General features: G+C 73.3%; 18 protein-coding genes and 1 tRNA gene. 11 read left to right on the top strand and 8 right to left on the bottom strand.

What is annotated here, in order from left to right; all coding sequences use genetic code 11:
• Window positions 1-4 precede the first annotated feature (4 nt).
• On the bottom strand, window positions 5-694 hold the full coding sequence (locus tag ACFVGO_RS11165) for an NAD(P)H-dependent oxidoreductase (protein WP_359897572.1): 690 nt from the start codon (window positions 692-694) through the stop codon (window positions 5-7).
• 74 nt (window positions 695-768) lie between these two features.
• Between ACFVGO_RS11165 and ACFVGO_RS11160 the strand changes: the two genes are divergently transcribed.
• Complete coding sequence (locus tag ACFVGO_RS11160; RefSeq protein ID WP_380631402.1) at window positions 769-1,734, top strand: sigma-70 family RNA polymerase sigma factor; 966 nt, start codon at window positions 769-771, stop codon at window positions 1,732-1,734.
• Window positions 1,735-1,834: 100 nt separating this feature from the next.
• Here ACFVGO_RS11160 and ACFVGO_RS11155 read toward each other — a convergent pair whose 3' ends face one another.
• Window positions 1,835-2,839: an NADP-dependent oxidoreductase gene (locus ACFVGO_RS11155; RefSeq protein WP_380356116.1), complete on the bottom strand. Its 1,005-nt coding sequence runs from the start codon at window positions 2,837-2,839 to the stop codon at window positions 1,835-1,837.
• A 135-nt stretch (window positions 2,840-2,974) separates the two neighbouring features.
• On the opposite strand from ACFVGO_RS11155, the gene ACFVGO_RS11150 reads away from it, so the two are divergent.
• Window positions 2,975-3,910, top strand: a complete 936-nt coding sequence (locus tag ACFVGO_RS11150) for a LysR family transcriptional regulator (protein WP_380356118.1) — start codon at window positions 2,975-2,977, stop codon at window positions 3,908-3,910.
• A gap of 34 nt (window positions 3,911-3,944) precedes the next feature.
• Here the strand turns inward: ACFVGO_RS11150 and mug are convergent, their stop codons facing one another.
• The 4 genes from mug to ACFVGO_RS11130 all read right to left on the bottom strand — a co-directional run bounded on the left by mug (window position 3,945) and on the right by ACFVGO_RS11130 (window position 8,775).
• Window positions 3,945-4,502 carry a G/U mismatch-specific DNA glycosylase gene (gene mug, locus ACFVGO_RS11145; RefSeq protein ID WP_380631407.1) on the bottom strand — a complete coding sequence of 186 codons (558 nt, stop codon included), beginning with the start codon at window positions 4,500-4,502 and terminating at the stop codon, window positions 3,945-3,947.
• A 14-nt stretch (window positions 4,503-4,516) separates the two neighbouring features.
• Window positions 4,517-5,665: a phosphatase PAP2 family protein gene (locus ACFVGO_RS11140; protein WP_380356121.1), complete on the bottom strand. Its 1,149-nt coding sequence runs from the start codon at window positions 5,663-5,665 to the stop codon at window positions 4,517-4,519.
• Window positions 5,666-5,812: 147 nt separating this feature from the next.
• Window positions 5,813-6,976, bottom strand: a complete 1,164-nt coding sequence (locus ACFVGO_RS11135; protein ID WP_359897589.1) for a Xaa-Pro peptidase family protein — start codon at window positions 6,974-6,976, stop codon at window positions 5,813-5,815.
• 404 nt (window positions 6,977-7,380) lie between these two features.
• Complete coding sequence (locus ACFVGO_RS11130) at window positions 7,381-8,775, bottom strand: MFS transporter (RefSeq protein WP_380631401.1); 1,395 nt, start codon at window positions 8,773-8,775, stop codon at window positions 7,381-7,383.
• Between the two features lie 157 nt (window positions 8,776-8,932).
• On the opposite strand from ACFVGO_RS11130, the gene ACFVGO_RS11125 reads away from it, so the two are divergent.
• Entirely contained in the window at window positions 8,933-9,589 is a 657-nt protein-coding gene (locus ACFVGO_RS11125) for a helix-turn-helix domain-containing protein (protein ID WP_359897566.1), read from the top strand.
• Window positions 9,590-9,631: 42 nt separating this feature from the next.
• Complete coding sequence (locus ACFVGO_RS11120) at window positions 9,632-10,126, top strand: hypothetical protein (protein WP_380631400.1); 495 nt, start codon at window positions 9,632-9,634, stop codon at window positions 10,124-10,126.
• A gap of 95 nt (window positions 10,127-10,221) precedes the next feature.
• Here ACFVGO_RS11120 and ACFVGO_RS11115 read toward each other — a convergent pair whose 3' ends face one another.
• Window positions 10,222-10,821, bottom strand: a complete 600-nt coding sequence (locus ACFVGO_RS11115; protein WP_380631399.1) for a DUF2867 domain-containing protein — start codon at window positions 10,819-10,821, stop codon at window positions 10,222-10,224.
• Window positions 10,822-10,946: 125 nt separating this feature from the next.
• On the opposite strand from ACFVGO_RS11115, the gene ACFVGO_RS11110 reads away from it, so the two are divergent.
• Window positions 10,947-11,507: a TetR/AcrR family transcriptional regulator gene (locus ACFVGO_RS11110; protein WP_359897562.1), complete on the top strand. Its 561-nt coding sequence runs from the start codon at window positions 10,947-10,949 to the stop codon at window positions 11,505-11,507.
• 151 nt (window positions 11,508-11,658) lie between these two features.
• Here the strand turns inward: ACFVGO_RS11110 and ACFVGO_RS11105 are convergent, their stop codons facing one another.
• Window positions 11,659-12,147, bottom strand: a complete 489-nt coding sequence (locus ACFVGO_RS11105; RefSeq protein ID WP_359897561.1) for a YajQ family cyclic di-GMP-binding protein — start codon at window positions 12,145-12,147, stop codon at window positions 11,659-11,661.
• 217 nt (window positions 12,148-12,364) lie between these two features.
• On the opposite strand from ACFVGO_RS11105, the gene ACFVGO_RS11100 reads away from it, so the two are divergent.
• The 6 genes from ACFVGO_RS11100 (at window position 12,365) to kdpC (ending at window position 19,607) form a co-directional block, all read left to right on the top strand.
• Window positions 12,365-12,445: transfer RNA gene (locus ACFVGO_RS11100), tRNA-Tyr, on the top strand.
• A 381-nt stretch (window positions 12,446-12,826) separates the two neighbouring features.
• Window positions 12,827-14,659: an APC family permease gene (locus tag ACFVGO_RS11095; RefSeq protein ID WP_380631398.1), complete on the top strand. Its 1,833-nt coding sequence runs from the start codon at window positions 12,827-12,829 to the stop codon at window positions 14,657-14,659.
• 421 nt (window positions 14,660-15,080) lie between these two features.
• Complete coding sequence (gene kdpF / locus ACFVGO_RS11090) at window positions 15,081-15,170, top strand: K(+)-transporting ATPase subunit F (protein ID WP_097237446.1); 90 nt, start codon at window positions 15,081-15,083, stop codon at window positions 15,168-15,170.
• A gap of 1 nt (window position 15,171) precedes the next feature.
• Window positions 15,172-16,836: a potassium-transporting ATPase subunit KdpA gene (kdpA, locus tag ACFVGO_RS11085; RefSeq protein ID WP_359897559.1), complete on the top strand. Its 1,665-nt coding sequence runs from the start codon at window positions 15,172-15,174 to the stop codon at window positions 16,834-16,836.
• Window positions 16,836-18,950: a potassium-transporting ATPase subunit KdpB gene (gene kdpB / locus ACFVGO_RS11080; RefSeq protein WP_359897558.1), complete on the top strand. Its 2,115-nt coding sequence runs from the start codon at window positions 16,836-16,838 to the stop codon at window positions 18,948-18,950. The genes kdpA and kdpB overlap by 1 nt, the downstream gene beginning before the upstream one ends.
• Before the next feature lie 21 nt (window positions 18,951-18,971).
• Window positions 18,972-19,607 carry a potassium-transporting ATPase subunit KdpC gene (kdpC, locus tag ACFVGO_RS11075; protein ID WP_380631397.1) on the top strand — a complete coding sequence of 212 codons (636 nt, stop codon included), beginning with the start codon at window positions 18,972-18,974 and terminating at the stop codon, window positions 19,605-19,607.
• Window positions 19,608-19,659 lie beyond the last annotated feature (52 nt).

Raw genomic sequence — 19,659 nt, 5'->3', positions numbered from 1 at the left:
GACCCTAGAGCGTCGCGGCCAGCTCGTCGACGGCGGCCTCGGCCGCCGCCAGGGATTCGGCGGCGAGCGGCTGGAAGGCGTTCAGCGCCGGGATGTCCGCGGCCCGGGTGAGCTCGGCGGTGACCACGTGCAGGTGCCCCGCCGCGACCCCGATCCGGTCGAAGTACGCCCGCAGGTACGGGACCTGGAAGTCGCAGTGGGCACGCGGCGTGCCCGGCCCGTAGCCGCCGCCGCGGACCGCGACGACCACCACGCGGGTGTCGCGCAGCAGCGGCTCGCCGGTCTCCGGATCGTGGTGGACGCCGGGGAAGGCGACCCGGTCCATCCACGACTTGAGGCCGGCCGAGACGGTGTAGTTGTACATCGGGCTGCCGACCAGCAGGACGCCGGCGGCCCGCAGCTCCTCGATCAGCGGACGGCTGAGCGCCCACTCCCGCGCCTCGTCCGGCCCCTCGGCGAGGCGGCCGATGTCGTCCAGCGGGAGCACCCCCTTGCGCTCGGTGCGGCGGCCGAGGGCGTCGTAGGCGGCGCGCACCGGGGGCACCGGGTCGGCGGCGAGGTCGCGGTGCCGGTGCTGGACGCGGGCGCCGTGGCGGGCGCGCCAGGCGTCGGCGAAGCGGGCGGTCAGGGCGTGGCTCACCGAACCGGACGGGCTGATGCTCGAATCCAGGTGGAGCAGCGTGGTGGAGGTCATGGCGGTCTCCTGGTCACCTCGGAGGGGGACGGATCGTCATAGCGGTGACGAGCCGCGCCGAGGAAAGGTGACCGATGGACCGGAACGCGATGCCGGGGGCGGCGGACGGGCGGGAGCGGAGCGGGGGAGCGGCCTCGGGGGCGGGACGCCCGGAGGCCGAGCGCGTGAACTCCGAGCGCGTCAACGCCGAGCGCTTCGAGGCCGAGCGCGGCCGGCTGCGGGCGATCGCCCAGCGGATGCTCGGCTCGACCGGCGAGGCCGAGGACGCCGTGCAGGAGGCCTGGCTGCGGCTGGTCCGCACCGACCCGGCGGAGATCGGCAACCTGCGCGGCTGGCTGACCACGGTGGTCTCCCGGATCTGCCTGGACCTGCTGCGGGCCCGTGCCGCGCGCCGCGAGGAGCCGACCGACGAGGCGCTGCCGGAGGGCTCGGGCGGCGGCCCGGAGCCGGAGCGGGAGGCGCTGCTGGTCGAGTCGGTGGGCCGGGCGCTGCTCGTGGTGCTGGACCGGCTGGGCCCGGCCGAGCGGGTCGCCTTCGTGCTGCACGACGGCTTCGCGGTGCCCTTCGACCGGATCGGGCCGATCCTCGGACGGACCCCGGTGGCCGCCAAGAAGCTGGCCAGCCGGGCCCGGCAACGGGTCCGCGGGACGGCCGCGCTGCCCCCGGAGCCGCTGGCCGGGCACCGGCGGGTGGTGGAGGCCTTCCTGGCCGCCGCCCGGGGCGGGGACCTGGCCGACCTGCTGGCCGTGCTGGCTCCCGACGTGGTGCGCCGGGCCGATCCGGCGGCGCTGGGGCCCGGCCGCGACCCGGTGGCCCGGGGCGCGCGGGCCGTCGCCCGGGAGACCACGGTCTTCGGCCGCCGGGCCCGCTACGGCGCGGTGGCCCTGGTGGACGGGGCGCCCGGCATCCTGATCGCCCCGGACGGGCGGCTGCGGCTGGTGCTGCGGGTGGCGGTCGCGGACGGCCGGGTGGCCGGCTACGAGGTGGTGGCCGACCCGGCCCGGCTGGCCGCGCTCGACCTGGCCGTCCTGCCGGAGTGACTCCTTCCCGGGCGGGGCTGCCGGACCGTGTCCCGCCCGGGCGACGGCCGCCCGGCGGGGCGTGGCGGGCCGGTCGGGGGCCGGGCCGGTCGGCGCCGGGTCAGTGGGCGATCCGGACCAGCATCTTGCCGGTGTTGGCGCCGCGCAGCATGCCGAGGAAGGCGTCCACCACCCGGTCGAAGCCGTCCACGACGGTCTCGTCCGGGACGACGGCGCCCGAGCGCAGGTGCGGGACCAGGAAGTCGTACAGCTCCGGCCGGGCGTCGAGGTGGTCGCGGACCAGGAAGCCCTCCAGCCGCAGGCTCTTCCCGACCACGTCGAACAGGTTGCGCGGGGCGGCCGGCGGGTTCCCGAGCCGGTTGTACTGGGCGACCGCGCCGCACCAGGCGATCCGGCCGCGCTCGCGCAGGGCGCCGATGGCGGCCTCCAGGTGGTCGCCGCCGACGTTGTCCAGGTAGGCGTGCAGCCCCTCGGGGGCGGCCTCGCGCAGGCGGTCCGCGATCGGGCCGTCGTGGTAGTCGAAGGCGGCGTCGAAGCCGAGCCGCTCGGTGAGGCGGGCGGCCTTGGCGGCGGAGCCGGTGCTGCCGACGATCCGTCCGGCGCCGAGCAGCCGGGCGAGCTGTCCGGCGGCGGTGCCGACGCCGCCGGCGGCCGCCGAGACGAAGAGCGTCTCGCCGGGCTGGAGCCGGGCGATCCTGGTCAGCGCGACCCAGGCGGACAGGCCGGTGCCGCCGAGCACCGACAGGTGGGAGCTGAGTGGGACACCGGCGAGATCGGGCAGCAGGCTCGCCCGCTCGGCGGTGACCACCGCGTGGGCGCGCCAGGCCTGGCGGTGCTGGACCAGTGCCCCGACCGGCAGGGCGTCGGCCCGGGACTCCACCACCCGGCCGAGGGCGCGGCCCTCCAGCGGGGCGTGCAGCTCCCAGCCGCCCTCCTCCATTTCCTCGCGCATGTACGGGTCGACGGACTGGTAGAGGTTCTCGACCAGGGCCTCGCCCGCCGCGAGGGCCGGGACGGTCTCCTCGACGAAGGCGAAGTTCGCGGCGGTCGGCGCCCCGTCGGGGCGGGAGACCAGGTGGACGGCGCGGGTGGTGGGGCGGGACATCGGGGCTCCGGGCGGGTGGGGACGGGCGGACGTGATCACCGTAGGAAGCGCGGGAGCCGCCGGGCAGGGGCGCCGGTCGATGGAACGGCGGCATCCATGAGCAGGATCGATGGATCGCGGGATAGGTTCGGCCGCATGACCGATCTCGCCCCGCACGAGCTGCGGACCCTGGTCGCCGTCGAGGAGGAGCGGAGCTTCACGGCCGCCGCCGCACGCCTGGGCAGTACCCAGTCCGCCGTCTCGCACGCCGTCCGCGCCTGCGAGCGGAAGCTCGGCGCGGTGCTCTTCGACCGCGGGCGCCACGGCGCGCGCCCCACCGAGGGCGGCGCGCGAGCAGTGGCGTACGCCCGCCGGATCCTGCGGCTGCTGGACTCGATGGGCCCCGAGGTGCGCGGCGCGGGAGCGGACGGGCCGCTGACCGGAACCCTGCGGATCGCCGCCTTCCGCAGTGCCGCCGCCCACCTGCTGCCGCCCGTCCTGGCCCGGCTGGCCGAGCGCCACCCCGGGCTCGGCACCCACGTCCGGATCGTCCGGGAGCTCGGCCGCGGCACCGCCGGGGAGGTCGCCGACGGTCGCGCCGACCTCGGGCTGGCGACGCTCGACGCGGGCGGCCCGCCACCCGCCCCGGGCCTGGTCGCGGTGCGGCTCTACGAGGAGTCGTACGCGCTCGCGCACCCGCACGGCCACCCGGCGCCGCGCGAACTCCCGCTGGTCGACTGGGACGAGAACTGCGGCTCGTACACCCGGGACTGGTGGCAGCGGCAGGACTGGATCCCGCCCGCGACCGTGGACGTGGAGGACGACACGGTGGCCCTCTCGCTGGTCGCCCAGGGCCTCGGCATGGCGATCATGCCCCGGACCGCCCTGCTCGGCGCCCCGGCCGGCCTCGCCGTCACCGACCTCGGGCCGCGGCCGCCCAGCCGCTCGGTCGGGTACGTCACCACGCCAGAGCTGGCCGGGACGGCCGCCGTCCGGGCACTGATCCGCGAGCTGCGCGAACTGCCGCTGCCGGCCGGGCTGTCGGCGGCCCGGCCCCCGGCCGGCCGGTCCGCGACGGCCCAAGCCCCGTAGACCCAAGCCCCGTAGACCCAAGCCCCGTAAGGGCTCAGGCCTCGACGGACCGGTCCTCGACGGCCTCCCGGAGCTTGCGGAACTCCTCGGCCAGCCCGTCCAGGGTGTAGTGGGCGTTGAGGCCGCTGGGGTTCGGCAGCACCCACACCTCGGTGCCGCCGATGCCCTCCGGTTGCCGCCCCGGCACGGCCCGGCGCTGCCCGAAGGCCGTCCGGTAGGCGCCGATGCCGAGCACGGCCAGGACGCGCGGGCGCAGCCGCAGCACCCGTGCCCGCAGCGCGGCGCCGCCCTCGCGCAGCTCCTCGGCGGTCAGCTCGTCCGCCTTGGCGGTGGTGCGCGGGGCGACGTTGGTGATGCCCAGGCCGAGTGCGAGCAACTCCCGCTGCTCGTCCGGGCGGTACTGGCGCCCGGTGAACCCGGAGCGGTGCAGGGCCGGCCAGAAGCGGTTGCCCGGGCGGGCGAAGTGGTGGCCGGTCGCGCCGGACCACAGGCCCGGGTTGATGCCGCAGAACAGCACCCGCAGCCCGGGACCGGAGACGTCCGGGATGGTGGTGTCCTTGGCGGCCAGCAGCTGCTCGGCGGTGGGCTTCATCGGTGCGCTCGGATTCACCCGGCCAAGTCTGCCGTGCCCTTGGCCGCGTCCTTCGCCGTGTCCTTCGCCTCCTTCGCCGCGCGCTCGGCGGCGTCCCTGGCGATCTCCTCGGCCGCGTCCTCGGCGGTGAGCCCGGCCGCGCGCTCGGCCGTGTCCTGCGCCGGGCCCGGGGCCGGGGCCGGCCCCGAAGTCGCGGCGGCCGCCCGGCGGTTGCGCAGCCGGCGCAGGCCGAACACCACCACGGCCGCGTAGGCCCAGCCGACGAAGACGTCGATGATGAAGTGCTCCGCGCCGTAGACCAGGGTGAAGGTCATCGCGAGCGGATAGGCGACCAGCACGGCCCGCAGCCAGCGCTTGGCGGTGGGCCAGAAGAAGAACAGCAGCATCGCCGGGTAGGCGGAGTGCAGCGAGGGCATCGCGGCGACGTCGTTGGCGAACTGACTTCCGTTCTCCAGCAGGGAGTCGGCCTGCGGCAGCCCGCTCACCGAGATCACTTCCCAGACCACCCGGGACAGGTGCGGCAGGTTGCCCTCCTGGGAGACCAGCCACGGCGGGTCGGCCGGGTAGAGGAGGTAGGTGGCGAAGCCGGCGAAGGTGAGCGTCAGGTAGGCGGCGAGCAGCTGCCGGAAGCGGTGGTGCGCGCGCCGCCAGAGCACCGCGAGCAGCAGGAAGACCACGAAGAAGTGCGAGAGGTAGACGGTCACCGCGGCGTAGTCGTACCAGTGCGGTGAGCCGGCGGTGTAGAGCGCGTGCTGGAGCCGGACGGTCCAGGTCTCGCCGAAGCCGAGCACCTCGTCGAACCGCAGCTGCGGCAGCCAGTGCGGGGCCCACGGGGTGTGGGCGCCGTAGCCGCGCAGCAGTGAGTACGCCCACACCACGGCCATCACCGGGACCCAGTCGCGCAGGACCAGGAGGAAGCCGCGGGGGCCGTGCCCGCTGTGCACGGCGGCGGTCAGCAGGGCGGCGATGAGCCAGAGGAACAGCACGTCGTTGGCCGCGGGGATGCCCTCGGTGCGCAGGAACCAGAGGAGGCACGTCAGGTAGAGCGGCCAGGCCAGCCACCGGAGTCTCGACCAGCCCGTCACGCGTGGGCGGGGCGGAGGCACCGGGCGTGGCTGCCCGGCCCGCGCGTCGTGCGGGGCCGGGGGGAGGGTCTTGGTCATGCGCACCGAAACTAGCAACCCAAACTTGGAGGACTCTGGGTGAAATATGACTGGATCGTAAGAACGTCCGATCCGGTCGACACCCGGTTCGACAGGTGAATTCGACTGGTGGTTCGACAGGTGGTTCGACGCACGGTCAGGCGCGGGTCAGGACACGATGCCCAGCTCGTGCGGGGTGTTGTTGAAGCGTCGGCCGCCGGCCGGGGTGACGGTCACGATGTCCTCGATCCGCACCCCGAACCGGCCGGGCAGGTAGATCCCCGGCTCGATCGAGAAGCACATGCCCGGCACCAGCGGCCGTTCCTCGCCCTCGACCAGGTACGGAGGTTCGTGCGTGGTGGTGCCGATGCCGTGGCCGGTGCGGTGGATGAAGTACTCGCCGTACCCGCCCTCGGTGATCACCCGACGGGCGATCCGGTCGATCTCCTGGCAGGCTACCCCGGGGCGCACCGCCTCGAAGGCGGTCTGCTGGGCCAGTCGGACCAGCTCGTGCACCTTGCGCACCTCGTCCGGGACGTCCGCGCCGACATGCACCGTCCGGGTGGTGTCGGAACCGTAGCCGTCCTTGAGGCCACCGAAGTCCAGCACCACGGTGTCACCCGTACGGATGACCCGGTCACCGGCCTCGTGGTGCGGGTTGGCGCCGTTCGGCCCCGAGCCGACCACGGTGAAGTCGACCTGGCTGTGCCCGTACTGGATGAGCAGCGCGCCGAGGTCGGCGGCCACGTCGGTCTCCCGGCGGCCGGCGAACTCGACCTCCAGGATGCCCCGGTAGGCGGCGTCCGCCGCGCCGCCCGCGGCGGCCAGGCGGTCCAGCTCCTCGGTGTCCTTGACGGCGCGCAGCATCGGCAGGCAGTCGGTGAGCGAGACGAAGGAGACGCCGGGCAGCGCGGCCTGGAAGCCGAGCAGGTGCAGCGCCCAGGTGTTGTCGGAGACGCCGTACCGTCCGGCCGGGTCGAGCAGCGGGCCGACGGTGGCGAACGGGTCCTCGCCGTCGGACCAGTCGAGCAGCCCGACGGCCGGGGCACCGACCGCCTTCTCGGCATCCGGGCGCTCCAACTTGGGCACCACCAGAGCGGGTTCGCTTCCGGCGGTGAGGACGAGGGCGGTCAGCCGCTCGGTGATCGCGGTGGGCGAGTAGCCGCACAGGTAGGCCAGGTCGGGACCGGGCGCGACGACCAGGCCGGCCAGACCGGCGGCGGTCGCCTCGGCGGTGGCGCGGGACATCCGGGCGGTGTGGTCCTCGACGGTGAAGGGGCGGGGCACGGCGGTTCCTCCTCGGGGGCCGGACGGGCGCTGCTGGGACTCCATCACGTCAACTCCATCACTTCCTCGTCGAGTTGGCGAAGCTCTCGGGGAGGAACCGGCGCGATCCGGACGGCGGTGCGGTGGGCGCTCCGGCACCGGGCGAGGCGGGCGTGGGCGCGGGCCCGGCGGGGGCGTGTCCGTGGAACGCATCCGGTCCTCCTCCTCCGGTCCTCCTCCGGTACGGCGCCGCAGCGACTCAGGACGTGGGCCGCGTGAGCCGCGTGGGCCGCGTGGGCCGCGCGCTGGTCGCGCTGGTCGCGCGGGCGGCGCGGGGTCCGGCGCGGCGGGTCCGCGGCCCGCCCCGGGAAGCCCTCGGGGGCGGGCGTTACCCGGCCAGTTCACCCGGTTGCCGGGCCCGCCGCATGCGGCGGACGGCCGTGCGGGTGAGCGGCGGCCGACCCGGGGCGTCAGTCCTGCCGGTCGGCCGACTCGGCCGAATCGGTGGACTTGCTGGATTCAGCGGATGCGGCGGACTCGGCAGCGGGCCACACGGCGCGCCGCAGCGTGCGACTCGCGGTCGCGGCCAGCAGGGCGGCGGCGAGCAGGGCGCTGATCCCGACCAGCGCGGTGGCGGGTGAGGACCGGTCCAGCAGCAGGCCGGTGACGAAGCTCCCGGCGGGCATGCCGGCGGTGAGCAGCGTCATGGTCGCCGCGATCACCCGGCCGCGCAGCGCGTCCGGCACCTGACGGAAGACCAGCAGGTCGAGCATCACCCGCAGGGTCGGCACGCCCGCGCCGAACACGAACAGCGCGGCGAAGACGGTCGGCGCCCCGCCGGGCAGCAGCGGCGCCAGCGGGACCGGTACGGCGCTCCAGGCCACCGCCAGCAGCAGCACGCCGGGGCCCGCCAGCCGGTGCAGCCGGGCGACCAGGGCGGTGCCGGCCAGCGCCCCGACCGCCTCGCCGGCCAGGGCCAGGCCGATCCCGGTGCCACTGGTGCCGTGCTCCCGCAGCAGCACCATGACGGGCAGCAGCAGGGAGGCCCCGGCGAGATTGATCACCAGCAGGACGGCCAGGGCGGTCCGCAGCAGCGGGGAGGCGGCGAGGACGCGGAAGCCCGCCAGGGCGCTGTTCCCGGTGGACCGGTCGGCGTCCCCGGACTCGTGCGGGCTGGGGAAGCGCACCGCGACGGCGGCGGTCACCGCGAGCAGGGAGGCGAGCGCGGCGCCGAGGAAGGGGACCGCGTGGCCGAGCCCGAACAGGAACCCGGCCAGTGGCGGTCCCGCCAGCGAGGCGCCGCTCATCCGGGCCTCGTCCTGGGCCAGGGCCTGGGAGAGCTGCTCCGGCGGGACCACCGAGCGCAGCGCGAGCAGCCGGACCGGGCCGCTGTAGGCGATCGTCGCGCCGATCACGGCGGCGACCAGCAGCAGGTGGACCAGGTTCGGCGGGCCGAACGCCAGGGCCACCGGGACGCTGGCGAGGGCGAGCAGCCGGGCGCTGTCGGTGGCGATCAGCACCCGCCGGCGGTTCGCCCGGTCGGCCACCACGCCGCCGTGGACGCCCAGCAGCAGGGTGGCGGCCATCTGCACGGCGCCGAAGGCTCCGGCGGAGGTGGAGGAGCCGGTGAGCGCGAGGACCAGCAGGGGGAAGGCAGTGTCGCCGATCACCATGCCGAGGGTCGCGGAGGCCTGGCCGGCCCAGAGGGCCTGGAACCGCAGGTTGCGCCGCAGCGGTACGAGCGGCGGCGGTGCGGGCGACGAAGGTGCGGAGGGGGAAGGCGCGGGCGGCGGGGGCGCGGACGGCGGGGCGTCGGCCGGTCCGGGGTGCTCCATCGCCGCTGTCGTCGTCGGTTGGTCCGTCATGTCCCGCCCCCATCGTTCGCGATCGCCGCAACCATTCACGTCTGCATGAATGATGTCGTAGGCGTCATTGGTTTCGCAAGGGTGATTGATGGCTCGGTGGTGAGCGCTCACCGGGGCGTGATTGCGAACGGAGCGGCCGATCTGGAAGGCTGGCCCCGTGGTCGAGCACACACCGGAGGCCGCCGACAGCGGCGAGCAGCAGCCCGTCACCTGGGTCAAGGAACGCCAGGTGTCCGACGTCGCGGTGCTCAAGGCCCTGGCCGACCCGCTGCGCCTGGCCATCCTCGGCGCGCTGCAGTCCTCCGAGGACCGTCCGCTGACGGCCAAGGAGCTCGCCGCCACGCTCGACGAGCCGCAGACCAAGCTCTACCGGCACATCAAGCAGTTGGAGAAGGCCGGGCTGGTCCTGGTGGCCGGCACCCGGCTGGTCTCGGGCATCGTGGAGAGCCGCTACCGGGTCGCCCAGGGGGCGATCCGGCTGGCCCCGGAGATGTTCACCGCCGACTCCCCGGCCCGCTCCGAGGCGTACGAGGCCGTCGTGGCCGCGATGGACCGGGTGCGGTCCGACTTCCGCGCCAGGATCGCCGAGGGCCGGCTGGACTTCGGCCGGCCGCCCGGTGGTTCGGGCCCGCCGTCCGGACTGTTCGCGGACTTCGCGCTGCGGCTCAGCCCGGACCGGCTGGACCGGCTGCGATCCCAACTGGCCGAAATCTTCGACGAACTGAACGAAGAAGGGCCGAGTGCGGCCGAGGATGCGCTGGATGTGACCGTCTTTACCCTGCTCTACGGTCTCCGACCGGGCACGGAATCATAAATTCCGGGTCGTCTGTCGGTGCGGTGGGACACCATGTCCGGCATGTCCTACGAACTCCAGGCGCTGATAGGAACACGGGAGCTGCTGACGGTGGCGGCGGCGGAGGTTCCGGCGGCCCGGGTGGTGCCGTTGGCGCAGGGGCTGGCCCTGATCCCGGTCACCTCCGCCGTCCTCACCGCGCTCCAGGGAGACGGCGTCCTGCGCAGGCCCGGCGGCGGGGCCGGGCCCGGCCGGCCCGCGGACGGCTTCGAACTCCGGCTCGCCGCCTGGTCGAAGGCCGGTCCGATCGCCCGCGTCGAGGCGCGGTACTTCGGTGGCGGCGGCACCCAGCGCGCGGCCGTCTGGGTGGACGGCGCGGTCACCCTCGGCCCGCTCACCATCGGCGAGTTCGAGCCAGCCCCGGCCGAGGGCACCCCGATCTCCCGCGCCCTGCGGCGGATCGGCGCCCGCGCCGAGGAGGGCCGGGCGGACGAGTTCGAGTCGGTCGGTCTGGGCCGGCACCGCAGCACCGGCGGCTGGGTGGAGCCGGCCGACTGACCCCGCCGCCGCCGTCCGTGCTCGTGCCCGTGCCCGTGTCCGCGCTTGTGCCTGCGCCCGCGCTCGTGCCCGGGGCTGTGCCCGTCCCCGTGCGGTCAGTGCGAGGCGGGTGAGCCGGCCTGCCAGCGCCGGCCGATGGAGCGCAGGAGGGCCGGGTAGACGCCGAGGTACCGGAAGGGCTTGATGGCGGCCATGTAGAGGTGGCCGAGGAGCCCGTTGGGCTTGACCAGGACGGCCATCTGGGCGCGGTACGCGCCGCTGCCGGGAGCGGTCTCGACCCAGCCGAGGTGGAGGATGCCGTGGACGGTGCGGTTGGCCGTCTCGGCGGTCCACTCGTCGTGGAGCAGGTAGACGGAGCGGAACGGCGCGGAGCGGGTGTCGGGGCCGCGCGGGGCGTCCCGGAGATCGGCGGGGAGGCGGTCGCGGAGGGTGGGGACGCGAGTGCCGAGGCCGGCGTCGGGCTTGTCCCAGCCGAGCAGGGCGCCGAGCTTCCAGCGGGCCGCGAAGAGGAGGCGGACGACGGGGGAGGCGGACATCGGGGCGCCGGTGCCGTTGGCGAACTGGTCGACCAGGCGGGCGAGGTCGTCGGGGCCGCCGGGGGTCGGCAGGGCCCACACGTCCTCCAGGCGGAAGTCGGGGGCGATCTCGTGGATCCGCCACGGGCGGGAGGTGTGTGCCGTGCGGGGGAGTCTCATCTGCGTGCCCCTGTCTGTACGGTGCCGTATAGAGCCAGGCTAGACCCGTGTGTACGGTGGCGTATGCACAAGGGTGTGAGCGTGAGGAGCGACACAGTGGAACGAGACGCGGCGAGGAGCCCGGCATGGGCGTGACGCGGACGCCGCGCGCCCGGTGGATCGAGGAGGGGCTGCGGGCGCTCGCGGCCGGCGGCCCGGAGGCGGTGCGCGTCGAACCGCTCGCCCAGGCGCTCGGCGTCACCAAGGGCGGTTTCTACGGGTACTTCCGCAACCGGGGCGCGCTGCTCGACGAGATGCTCGACACCTGGGAGCGGGAGGTCACCGAGGGTGTGATCGCCCAGGTCGAGGACGAGGGCGGCGACGCCCGGACCCGGCTCGGGCGGCTCTTCGCGATCGCCGCCACCAGCGGCGACGGGCCCGTGACCGGCACCACCGTCGACCTGGCGATCCGCGACTGGGCACGGCGCGACGAAGCGGTCGCCGAACGCCTGCGCCGCGTGGACAACCGCCGGATGGCCTACCTGCGTTCGCTCTACGCGTCGTTCTGCCCCGACCCGGACGACGTCGAGGTCCGCAGCCTGATCAGCTTCTCGCTCCGGATCGGCCACCACCTCGTCGCCGTCGACCACGAGGGCCGCAGCCGCGCCGAGGTGATGGAACTGACCCGCGAATGGCTCCTGCGCTAGAGCCTGTCTCCGGCCGGCCGGGCACGCGGAAAGCGGGCAGGGAAAGCGGCGCACGGAAACGGGGGCGCGGCACCGAAGAAGGTCCGGTGCCGCGCCCCCGTTCTGTCCCGCAGCCGCTCGGGGCCTGCGTCGCCGCAGGCCGGGGCCGGTGCTAGCGGTAGTTCACGTACTGGAGCGCGAAGTCCAGGTCCTTGCCCTTGAGCAGGGCCTGCACGGCCTGGAGGTCGTCGCGGCTCTTCGAGCTGACGCGCAGCTCGTCGCCCTGGACCTGCGCCTTGACGCCCTTCGGGCCCTCGTCACGGATGATCTTCGCGACCTTCTTCGCGTCCTCCGTGGTGATGCCCTCCTTGACGTTGGCGAAGATCTTGTACTCCTTGCCGGACAGCTGCGGCTCGCCGGCGTCCAGAGCCTTCAGCGACAGGCCGCGCTTGATGAACTTGGTCTGCAGGACGTCGAGGATGGCGCGCACGCGCTCCTCGCCGTTCGCCTTCATCTCGATCTTCTCGGCGGTGCGGCTGATCTCGCCGCCGACGCCCTTGAAGTCGAAGCGCGTCGCGATCTCACGGGAGGTCTGGTTGATCGCGTTGTCGACCTCCTGCCACTCGACCTTCGAGACGATGTCGAAACTGGAGTCGGCCATGGGTGTTGGTCTCCTTGATGCTCTGGCTTCACTGGCACGGCCCGCCCTCACGGGCGTCCGGAGTCCCAGCCTATCCAGCGCCACACCGGCCCCGCCCGTACCGCCCGCCCGCGGTTCCTTGATCATTGCGTGATCTATCGAGTGGCGGAGCACCCCCCGGCATCGGGTATGGTTTACCAAGTCGAACGGGGTGAACACCCCGGGAAACGAAGATCCTGGCTGGTTGCCCGAGCGGCCAAAGGGAGCAGACTGTAAATCTGTCGCGCAAGCTACGCAGGTTCGAACCCTGCACCAGCCACAGGATAGAGAAACAGCCCCCGATCTGCGGAAACGCGGATCGGGGGCTGTTTCGTTGTGTTCCGGCGGTTCCGCGGGGGGCGGGGCCGGCCGGGCCACTTATTGCACATTGCTTGCAATTACGGGTGGCAGGCAGCAGAGTGGGGGCCGGGGGTGGGAGTCCTTCGACAGAGCTGATCGTCTTCCCAGCCGGCGACCGCCGGGACAACGGCTCGCCCCACCCCCGCCAACAGCCACCGGACGGGGCCGGCGCGGCGCGGCCGCCGCGTCAAGGGCGCGTCAAGGCCGCTCGTGGCGGCGTCAGGAACGCGTAGGGCCCGCCGGGGCGGCGGGTGCGCGGACCGCAGGATCGGACCAACTACCGACTGCGGAGGTCCGTCCGATGTCCAGCGCCACCACCACCCCGGCCGTCACGGCCGAACCCGAGCCGCCGGACACCGGTACGGGCGACGAGCGGCACCGGCTCAGCGCGCTCGGCGGGCTGGCCGCGCTCTCGCTGGACGCCATGGCCTCGGTCGCGTACGGGCCGGAGTCGGTCGTGCTGGTGCTCGCCGCCGCCGGGGCGTACGGGCTGGGCTTCACGCTGCCGGTCACCGCGGCGATCGCCCTGCTGCTGGCGGTGCTGGTCGCCTCCTACCGGCAGGTGATCGCGGCTTTCCCGGACGGCGGCGGCTCCTACGCGGTGGCCAAGGCGCACCTGGGCCGCCGGACCGCGCTGACCGCGGCCGCCTCGCTGGTCGTCGACTACGTCCTGAACGTCGCGGTCTCGGTCACCGCCGGCGTCGCCGCGCTCACCTCGGCCGTCCCGGGCCTGTACGACGACCGGGTCTGGCTCTGCCTGGGCGTGCTCGCGCTGGTCACCGCGGTGAACCTGCGCGGGATCGCCGAGTCGGCGCGCTGGTTCATGGCGCCGACCGCCGTCTTCGTGCTCTCCATCCTGGCGATCGTCGTGGTCGGGCTGTTCCGGGACGGCCCGGCCAGCACCGCGGCCGCCGCCGGCCACGCCTCGGCGCTCGCCGAGAACGCCACCGCCGTCGGCGCGCTGCTGCTGCTCAAGGCCTTCGCGGCCGGCTGTTCCGCGCTGACCGGCGTGGAGGCGGTGGCCAACGCCGTCCCCTCCTTCCGCACCCCGCGGGTCAGGCGCGCCCAGCACACCGAGGTCGCGCTCGGCGCCCTGCTCGGCGTGATGCTGATCGGGCTGGCCGTGCTGATCGGCCGCTTCCACCTCCAGCCGGTCGAGGGCGTCACGGTGCTCGCCCAGCTCGCCGACGCCTCGCTCGGCCACGGTTTCGGCTTCTACGTCGTCCAGTTCGCCACCGTGGTGCTGCTCGGGCTCGCCGCCAACACCTCCTTCGGCGGACTGCCGGTACTGCTCGACCTGCTCGCCCGGGACAACCACCTCCCGCACGTGTTCGCGCTGCGTGCCGACCGCCAGGTGTACCGGTACGGCGTGCTGTTCCTGGCCGCGGTGTCGGCGGCGCTGCTGGTCGGCTCCGGCGGGGACGTCAACAGCCTGGTGCCGCTGTTCTCCATCGGCGTGTTCGTCGGCTTCACCGTCTGTCAGGTCGGCATGGTCCGGCACTGGCTGCTGCACCGGCCGTCCGGCTGGCGGTGGAAGGCCGCGCTGAACGGGTTCGGCGCGCTGCTCACCGGCGTCGCGGCGCTGGTCGTCACCGGTACCAAGTTCACCGAGGGCGCCTGGGGCATCGTGGTGGCGCTGCCGCTGCTGGTGGTGCTGTTCGAGGCGGTCCACCGCAGCTACGAGCGGATCGGCGAGCGGCTGGAGCTGGGCCGGGTGCCCGGCCCGGTGACCAGGCAGCGCAGCCTGGTCGTCGTCCCGGTGACCGCGATCACCCGGCTGACCCGGGACGGCCTGTCGGCGGCGCTCTCGCTCGGCGACGAGGTGATGGCGGTGACGGTGGTGCACGAGCCGGCCGCCGCGGAGGCGCTGCGCCGGGACTGGGAGCTGTGGCGTCCGGGGGTGCCGCTGGTGGAGATCCCGGACGTCCACCGCCGGCTGGGCCGGCCGATCGCCGACTTCGTCAACGAGCTGGGGGCGGAGCACGCCTACGACCGGCTGACCGTGCTGATCCCCGAGGTGGAGCCGGCCCGCTGGTGGCAGCGGGCGCTGCAGAACCGGCGCGGCGCCGTGATCGACCGTGCCCTGCGGCGGCACACCGACGCGGTGGTCTGCCGGCTGCGCATGCGGATGTGACCAGGAGCGGGGGAGGACGGCCCCGGACGGCAGACCGCCGTCCGGGGCCGTTCCGTTCCCGGCACGGTCCCCGCACGGCGACGCCCGACGAGCACCGCCGCCCACCGCCGCCGCACCCCCGCCCGCCCCCGCCGGATCTCGGCCCGATCACGACGGTCTCGGTCCGGTGAAGCGCCCGTCAAGGCCGCGTCAACGTCGCGCCGTCACCCGTATGGAGGGCGTCAGGGCCCCATAACGCGCCCCTGACGGCTGGTTTGCTGCATCTGCCGGTCGTCCGCCGGCGCCGCGCGAGCCCTTCCGGCCCAGGTCGCGGCATCTCCCGAACCACTCTGGTGGAGCCCATGTCCGATCTCATCTACGTCGGTGTCACGGTCGCCGTGTTCGCCGTCATCGCCCTGATCGCGCGGGGGGTGGAGAAGCTGTGAGCGCCGAGAACATCGCTGGTCTGATCGTGGCCGTCGCCCTCGTCGGCTACCTCGTCGTCGCGCTGATCTACCCGGAGAAGTTCTGACATGAGCTCCACTCTCGCGGGCTGGCTCCAGGTCATCGCCCTCGTCGGCGCGCTGGCCCTGTGCTACCGCCCCCTCGGCGACTACATCGCCAAGCTCCTCACCTCCGCCAAGCACCTCGGAGTCGAGCGCGGCATCTACAAGGTGATCGGCGTCGACGGCGACGCCGATCAGCGCTGGCCGGCCTACCTCCGCTCGGTGCTGGCCTTCTCCGCCGTCTCCGTCCTCTTCCTCTACGGCCTGATCCGCCTCCAGGGCTACCTGCTGCTGAACCTGGGTGTTCCGCAGATGGAGGGCCACCAGGCCTGGAACACCGCGATCTCGTTCGTCGCCAACACCAACTGGCAGTCCTACGGCGGCGAGTCCGCGATGGGCCACCTGGCGCAGATGGCGGGCCTGGCGGTGCAGAACTTCGTCTCCGCGGCCGTCGGCATCGCCGTCGTCGCCGCGCTGATCCGGGGCTTCACCCGCAACAGGACGGACCGGGTCGGCAACTTCTGGGTGGACCTCACCCGGATCAGCCTGCGCCTGCTGCTGCCGATCTCGATCGTCTTCGCCCTGGTGCTGGCCGCCAACGGCGTGATCCAGAACTTCCACGGCTTCCACGAGGTCACCAACCTCGCGGGTGACGTCCAGAAGATCCCGGGCGGCCCGGTGGCCTCCCAGGAGGTCATCAAGCTGCTCGGCACCAACGGCGGCGGCTTCTTCAACGCCAACTCGGCGCACCCGTTCGAGAACCCGACCGGCTTCACCAACCTGGTCGAGATCTTCCTGATCCTGCTGATCCCGTTCGCGCTGCCGCGGACCTTCGGCCGGATGGTGGGGGACAACCGCCAGGGCTACGCGATCGTCGCCGTGATGGGCCTGTTCTGGGTCGCCTCGGTGGCCCTGCTGACCTTCGCCGAGTCGCAGCACCAGGGCAGCGCCCTGCAGGCCGCGGGCGCCGCGATGGAAGGCAAGGAGCAGCGCTTCGGCATCGCCGCCAGCTCGCTGTTCGCCGCCTCGACCACGCTGACCTCGACCGGTGCGGTGAACTCCTTCCACGACTCGTACACGCCGTTCGGCGGCGGGCTGACGGTCTTCAACATGATGCTGGGCGAGATCGCGCCCGGCGGTGTGGGCTCCGGCCTGTACGGGATGCTGGTGCTCGCGGTCGTCGCGGTGTTCGTCGCCGGCCTGATGGTCGGCCGCACCCCCGAGTACCTGGGCAAGAAGCTCGGCGGCCGGGAGATGAAGTTCGCCTCGCTGTACATCCTCACCACGCCGACGATCGTGCTGGTCGGCACGGGCGTGGCGATGGCCCTGCCGGGCGAGCGCGCCGGGATGCTCAACTCGGGCGCCCACGGCTTCTCCGAGGTGCTGTACGCCTTCACCTCGGCCGCCAACAACAACGGTTCGGCCTTCGGCGGCATCACCGTCAACACCGACTGGTACGACACCGCGCTCGGTCTGGCGATGATCTTCGGTCGTCTGCTGCCGATCGTCTTCGTCCTGGCGCTGGCCGGCTCGCTCGCCCAGCAGCAGCCGGTCCCGGCCACCCCGGGCACCCTGCCCACCCACAAGCCGCTGTTCGTGGGCCTGCTGTCGGGCGTGATCCTGATCGTCGTCGGCCTCACCTACTTCCCGGCCCTGGCTCTCGGGCCGATCGCGGAAGGTCTGTCCTCCTGATGTCCACCCCTACGCTCAACCCCGCACCGGCCGACAAGTCGGAGCCCGCCGCGCCGCACAGAGCGGCGAGCGGCCTGCTCGACCCGAAGCTGATCCTCGCGTCCCTGCCGGACGCGGTGAAGAAGCTCGACCCCCGGGTGATGATCAAGAACCCGGTGATGTTCGTCGTCGAGGTCGGCTCGGTGGTCACCACGGTCTCCGCGATAGCCGACCCGTCCGTGTTCGCCTGGGCCATCACCGTCTGGCTCTGGCTCACCACGGTGTTCGCGAACCTGGCCGAGGCCGTGGCCGAGGGCCGCGGCAAGGCCCAGGCCGACACCCTGCGCAAGACCAAGACCGAGAGCGTCGCCCGCCGGCTCACCGACTGGCCCGCCACCCGGGCCGAGGAGGAGGTGCCCGGCACCGCGCTGAGGCTCGGCGACCACGTGGTGGTCGAGGCCGGCCAGATCATCCCCGGCGACGGTGACGTGGTCGAGGGCGTCGCCAGCGTCGACGAGTCGGCGATCACCGGCGAGTCCGCGCCCGTCATCCGCGAGTCCGGCGGCGACCGCAGTGCCGTCACCGGCGGCACCAAGGTGCTGTCCGACCGGATCGTGGTGAAGATCGCCTCGGAGCCCGGCAAGTCGTTCATCGACCGGATGATCGCCCTGGTCGAGGGTGCCGCCCGGCAGAAGACGCCGAACGAGATCGCGCTCAACATCCTGCTGGCCTCGCTGACCATCGTCTTCCTGGTCGCGGTCGTGACCCTCCAGCCGATGGCCACCTACGCGGGCGCCCCGCAGTCGATGATCGTCCTGGTCGCCCTGATCGTGGCGCTCATCCCGACCACCATCGGCGCGCTGCTCTCCGCGATCGGCATCGCCGGCATGGACCGGCTGGTGCAGCGCAACGTGCTGGCGATGTCCGGCCGCGCCGTCGAGGCCGCTGGCGACGTCAACACCCTGCTGCTCGACAAGACCGGCACCATCACCCTGGGCAACCGCCAGGCCGCCGAGTTCCTGGCCGCCCCGGGCGTCTCCACCGACGAACTGGCCAGTGCCGCGCAGCTCTCCTCGCTCGCGGACGAGACCCCGGAGGGCCGCTCGATCGTGGTCCTCGCGAAGACCGAGTACGGTCTGCGGGCCCGCGCCCAGGGCGAGCTGACCCACGCCACCTGGGTGCCGTTCACCGCCCAGACCCGGATGTCGGGCGTGGACCTGGACGAGGCCGGGGGCGTCCACCAGGTCCGCAAGGGCGCGGCCGGCTCGGTCTCCAACTGGGTGACCGAGAACGGCGGTTCGGTCGGCGACGAGGTCGCCGCCCTGGTCGACGGCATCTCCGCGGCCGGTGGCACCCCGCTGGTCGTGGCCACCAAGGTCGGCAGCGGGCCGGCCCGCGTCCTCGGGGTCATCCACCTCAAGGACGTGGTCAAGGAGGGCATGCGGGAGCGCTTCGACGAGCTCCGCCGGATGGGCATCAAGACCATCATGATCACGGGCGACAATCCGCTGACCGCCAAGGCGATCGCGGAGGAGGCCGGCGTGGACGACTTCCTCGCCGAGGCCACGCCCGAGGACAAGATGGCCCTGATCAAGAAGGAGCAGGAGGGCGGCAAGCTGGTCGCGATGACCGGCGACGGCACCAACGACGCCCCCGCGCTCGCCCAGGCCGACGTCGGCGTCGCGATGAACACCGGGACCATGGCGGCCAAGGAGGCCGGCAACATGGTCGACCTGGACTCCAACCCGACCAAGCTGATCGAGATCGTGGAGATCGGCAAGCAGCTGCTGATCACCCGCGGCGCGCTGACCACCTTCTCGATCGCCAACGACGTGGCCAAGTACTTCGCGATCATCCCCGCGATGTTCGCCGGGGTCTACCCGGGCCTGAGCCACCTCAACATCATGGGCCTGCACAGCCCGCAGTCCGCGATCACCTCGGCGATCATCTTCAACGCCCTGGTCATCATCGGCCTGATCCCGCTCGCCCTGCGCGGCGTGCGCTACCGCCCGTCCGACGCCAGCTCGCTGCTGCGCCGCAACATCGGGGTCTACGGCTTCGGCGGCCTGGTGGTGCCGTTCGTCGGCATCAAGCTGATCGACCTGATCGTCCAGTTCATCCCCGGCCTCAGCTGACGCAGGGAAGGAGAGAAAACCATGTCCAAGCCCCTGCCGACCACCCTCCGCACCCACTTCACCGCCCTGCGGGCACTCCTGGTGCTCACCGTGATCCTCGGGATCGCCTACCCCCTGCTGATCACCGGCATCTCCCAGGCCGCCTTCACCGACAAGGCGAACGGCTCGCCCGTGACGTCCGACGGCAAGGAGGCCGGTTCCAGCCTGATCGGCCAGAACTTCAACCTCCCGAAGAAGAACCCGGACGACCCGAAGGAGGAGGCCCGGCCGGACCCGAAGTGGTTCCAGCCCCGCCCCTCCGCGGCCGGGACCGGCTACGACGCCTCCTCCTCCAGCGCCAGCAACCTCGGCCCGAACAGCGAGGACCTGCTGAAGGCCGTCGAGGACCGCCGCGCCGCCGTCGCCGCGTTCGACGGCGTCGACCCGGCGAGCGTCCCGGCCGACGCGCTGACCGCATCCGGCTCCGGCCTCGACCCGCACATCTCCGTCGCGTACGCCAGGGAGCAGGTCGACCGGGTGGCCGGGAACCGCGGCCTGCCGGTGGAGGCGGTGACCAAGCTGGTCGACAAGTACACCGAGAGCCGCTCGCTCGGCTTCCTCGGCAACGAGGGCGTCAACGTCGTGCTGCTCAACAAGGCGCTCAGCGAGCAGAAGTGACATCACCTCGCACAGACGGGTGACCGGGCCGGCCCGGGCGCGGGAGGAGACC

It is taken from the genome of Kitasatospora sp. NPDC057738, from assembly GCF_042798815.1.
Taxonomy (GTDB): Bacteria; Actinomycetota; Actinomycetes; order Streptomycetales; family Streptomycetaceae; genus Kitasatospora; species Kitasatospora lactacystinica.
The sequence above is the reverse complement of the archived record's forward strand: the minus strand, read 5'-3'. Positions and strand labels throughout refer to the sequence as shown.

Coding starts and splice junctions, on each gene's coding strand:
- ACFVGO_RS11165 (WP_359897572.1), bottom strand. CDS start 694: ATGACCTCCACCACGCTGCTCCACCTGGATTCGAGCATCAGCCCGTCC.
- ACFVGO_RS11160 (WP_380631402.1), top strand. CDS start 769: ATGGACCGGAACGCGATGCCGGGGGCGGCGGACGGGCGGGAGCGGAGC.
- ACFVGO_RS11155 (WP_380356116.1), bottom strand. CDS start 2,839: ATGTCCCGCCCCACCACCCGCGCCGTCCACCTGGTCTCCCGCCCCGAC.
- ACFVGO_RS11150 (WP_380356118.1), top strand. CDS start 2,975: ATGACCGATCTCGCCCCGCACGAGCTGCGGACCCTGGTCGCCGTCGAG.
- mug (WP_380631407.1), bottom strand. CDS start 4,502: ATGAAGCCCACCGCCGAGCAGCTGCTGGCCGCCAAGGACACCACCATC.
- ACFVGO_RS11140 (WP_380356121.1), bottom strand. CDS start 5,665: ATGACCAAGACCCTCCCCCCGGCCCCGCACGACGCGCGGGCCGGGCAG.
- ACFVGO_RS11135 (WP_359897589.1), bottom strand. CDS start 6,976: ATGGAGTCCCAGCAGCGCCCGTCCGGCCCCCGAGGAGGAACCGCCGTG.
- ACFVGO_RS11130 (WP_380631401.1), bottom strand. CDS start 8,775: ATGACGGACCAACCGACGACGACAGCGGCGATGGAGCACCCCGGACCG.
- ACFVGO_RS11120 (WP_380631400.1), top strand. CDS start 9,632: ATGTCCTACGAACTCCAGGCGCTGATAGGAACACGGGAGCTGCTGACG.
- ACFVGO_RS11115 (WP_380631399.1), bottom strand. CDS start 10,821: ATGAGACTCCCCCGCACGGCACACACCTCCCGCCCGTGGCGGATCCAC.
- ACFVGO_RS11110 (WP_359897562.1), top strand. CDS start 10,947: ATGGGCGTGACGCGGACGCCGCGCGCCCGGTGGATCGAGGAGGGGCTG.
- ACFVGO_RS11105 (WP_359897561.1), bottom strand. CDS start 12,147: ATGGCCGACTCCAGTTTCGACATCGTCTCGAAGGTCGAGTGGCAGGAG.
- ACFVGO_RS11095 (WP_380631398.1), top strand. CDS start 12,827: ATGTCCAGCGCCACCACCACCCCGGCCGTCACGGCCGAACCCGAGCCG.
- kdpA (WP_359897559.1), top strand. CDS start 15,172: ATGAGCTCCACTCTCGCGGGCTGGCTCCAGGTCATCGCCCTCGTCGGC.
- kdpB (WP_359897558.1), top strand. CDS start 16,836: ATGTCCACCCCTACGCTCAACCCCGCACCGGCCGACAAGTCGGAGCCC.
- kdpC (WP_380631397.1), top strand. CDS start 18,972: ATGTCCAAGCCCCTGCCGACCACCCTCCGCACCCACTTCACCGCCCTG.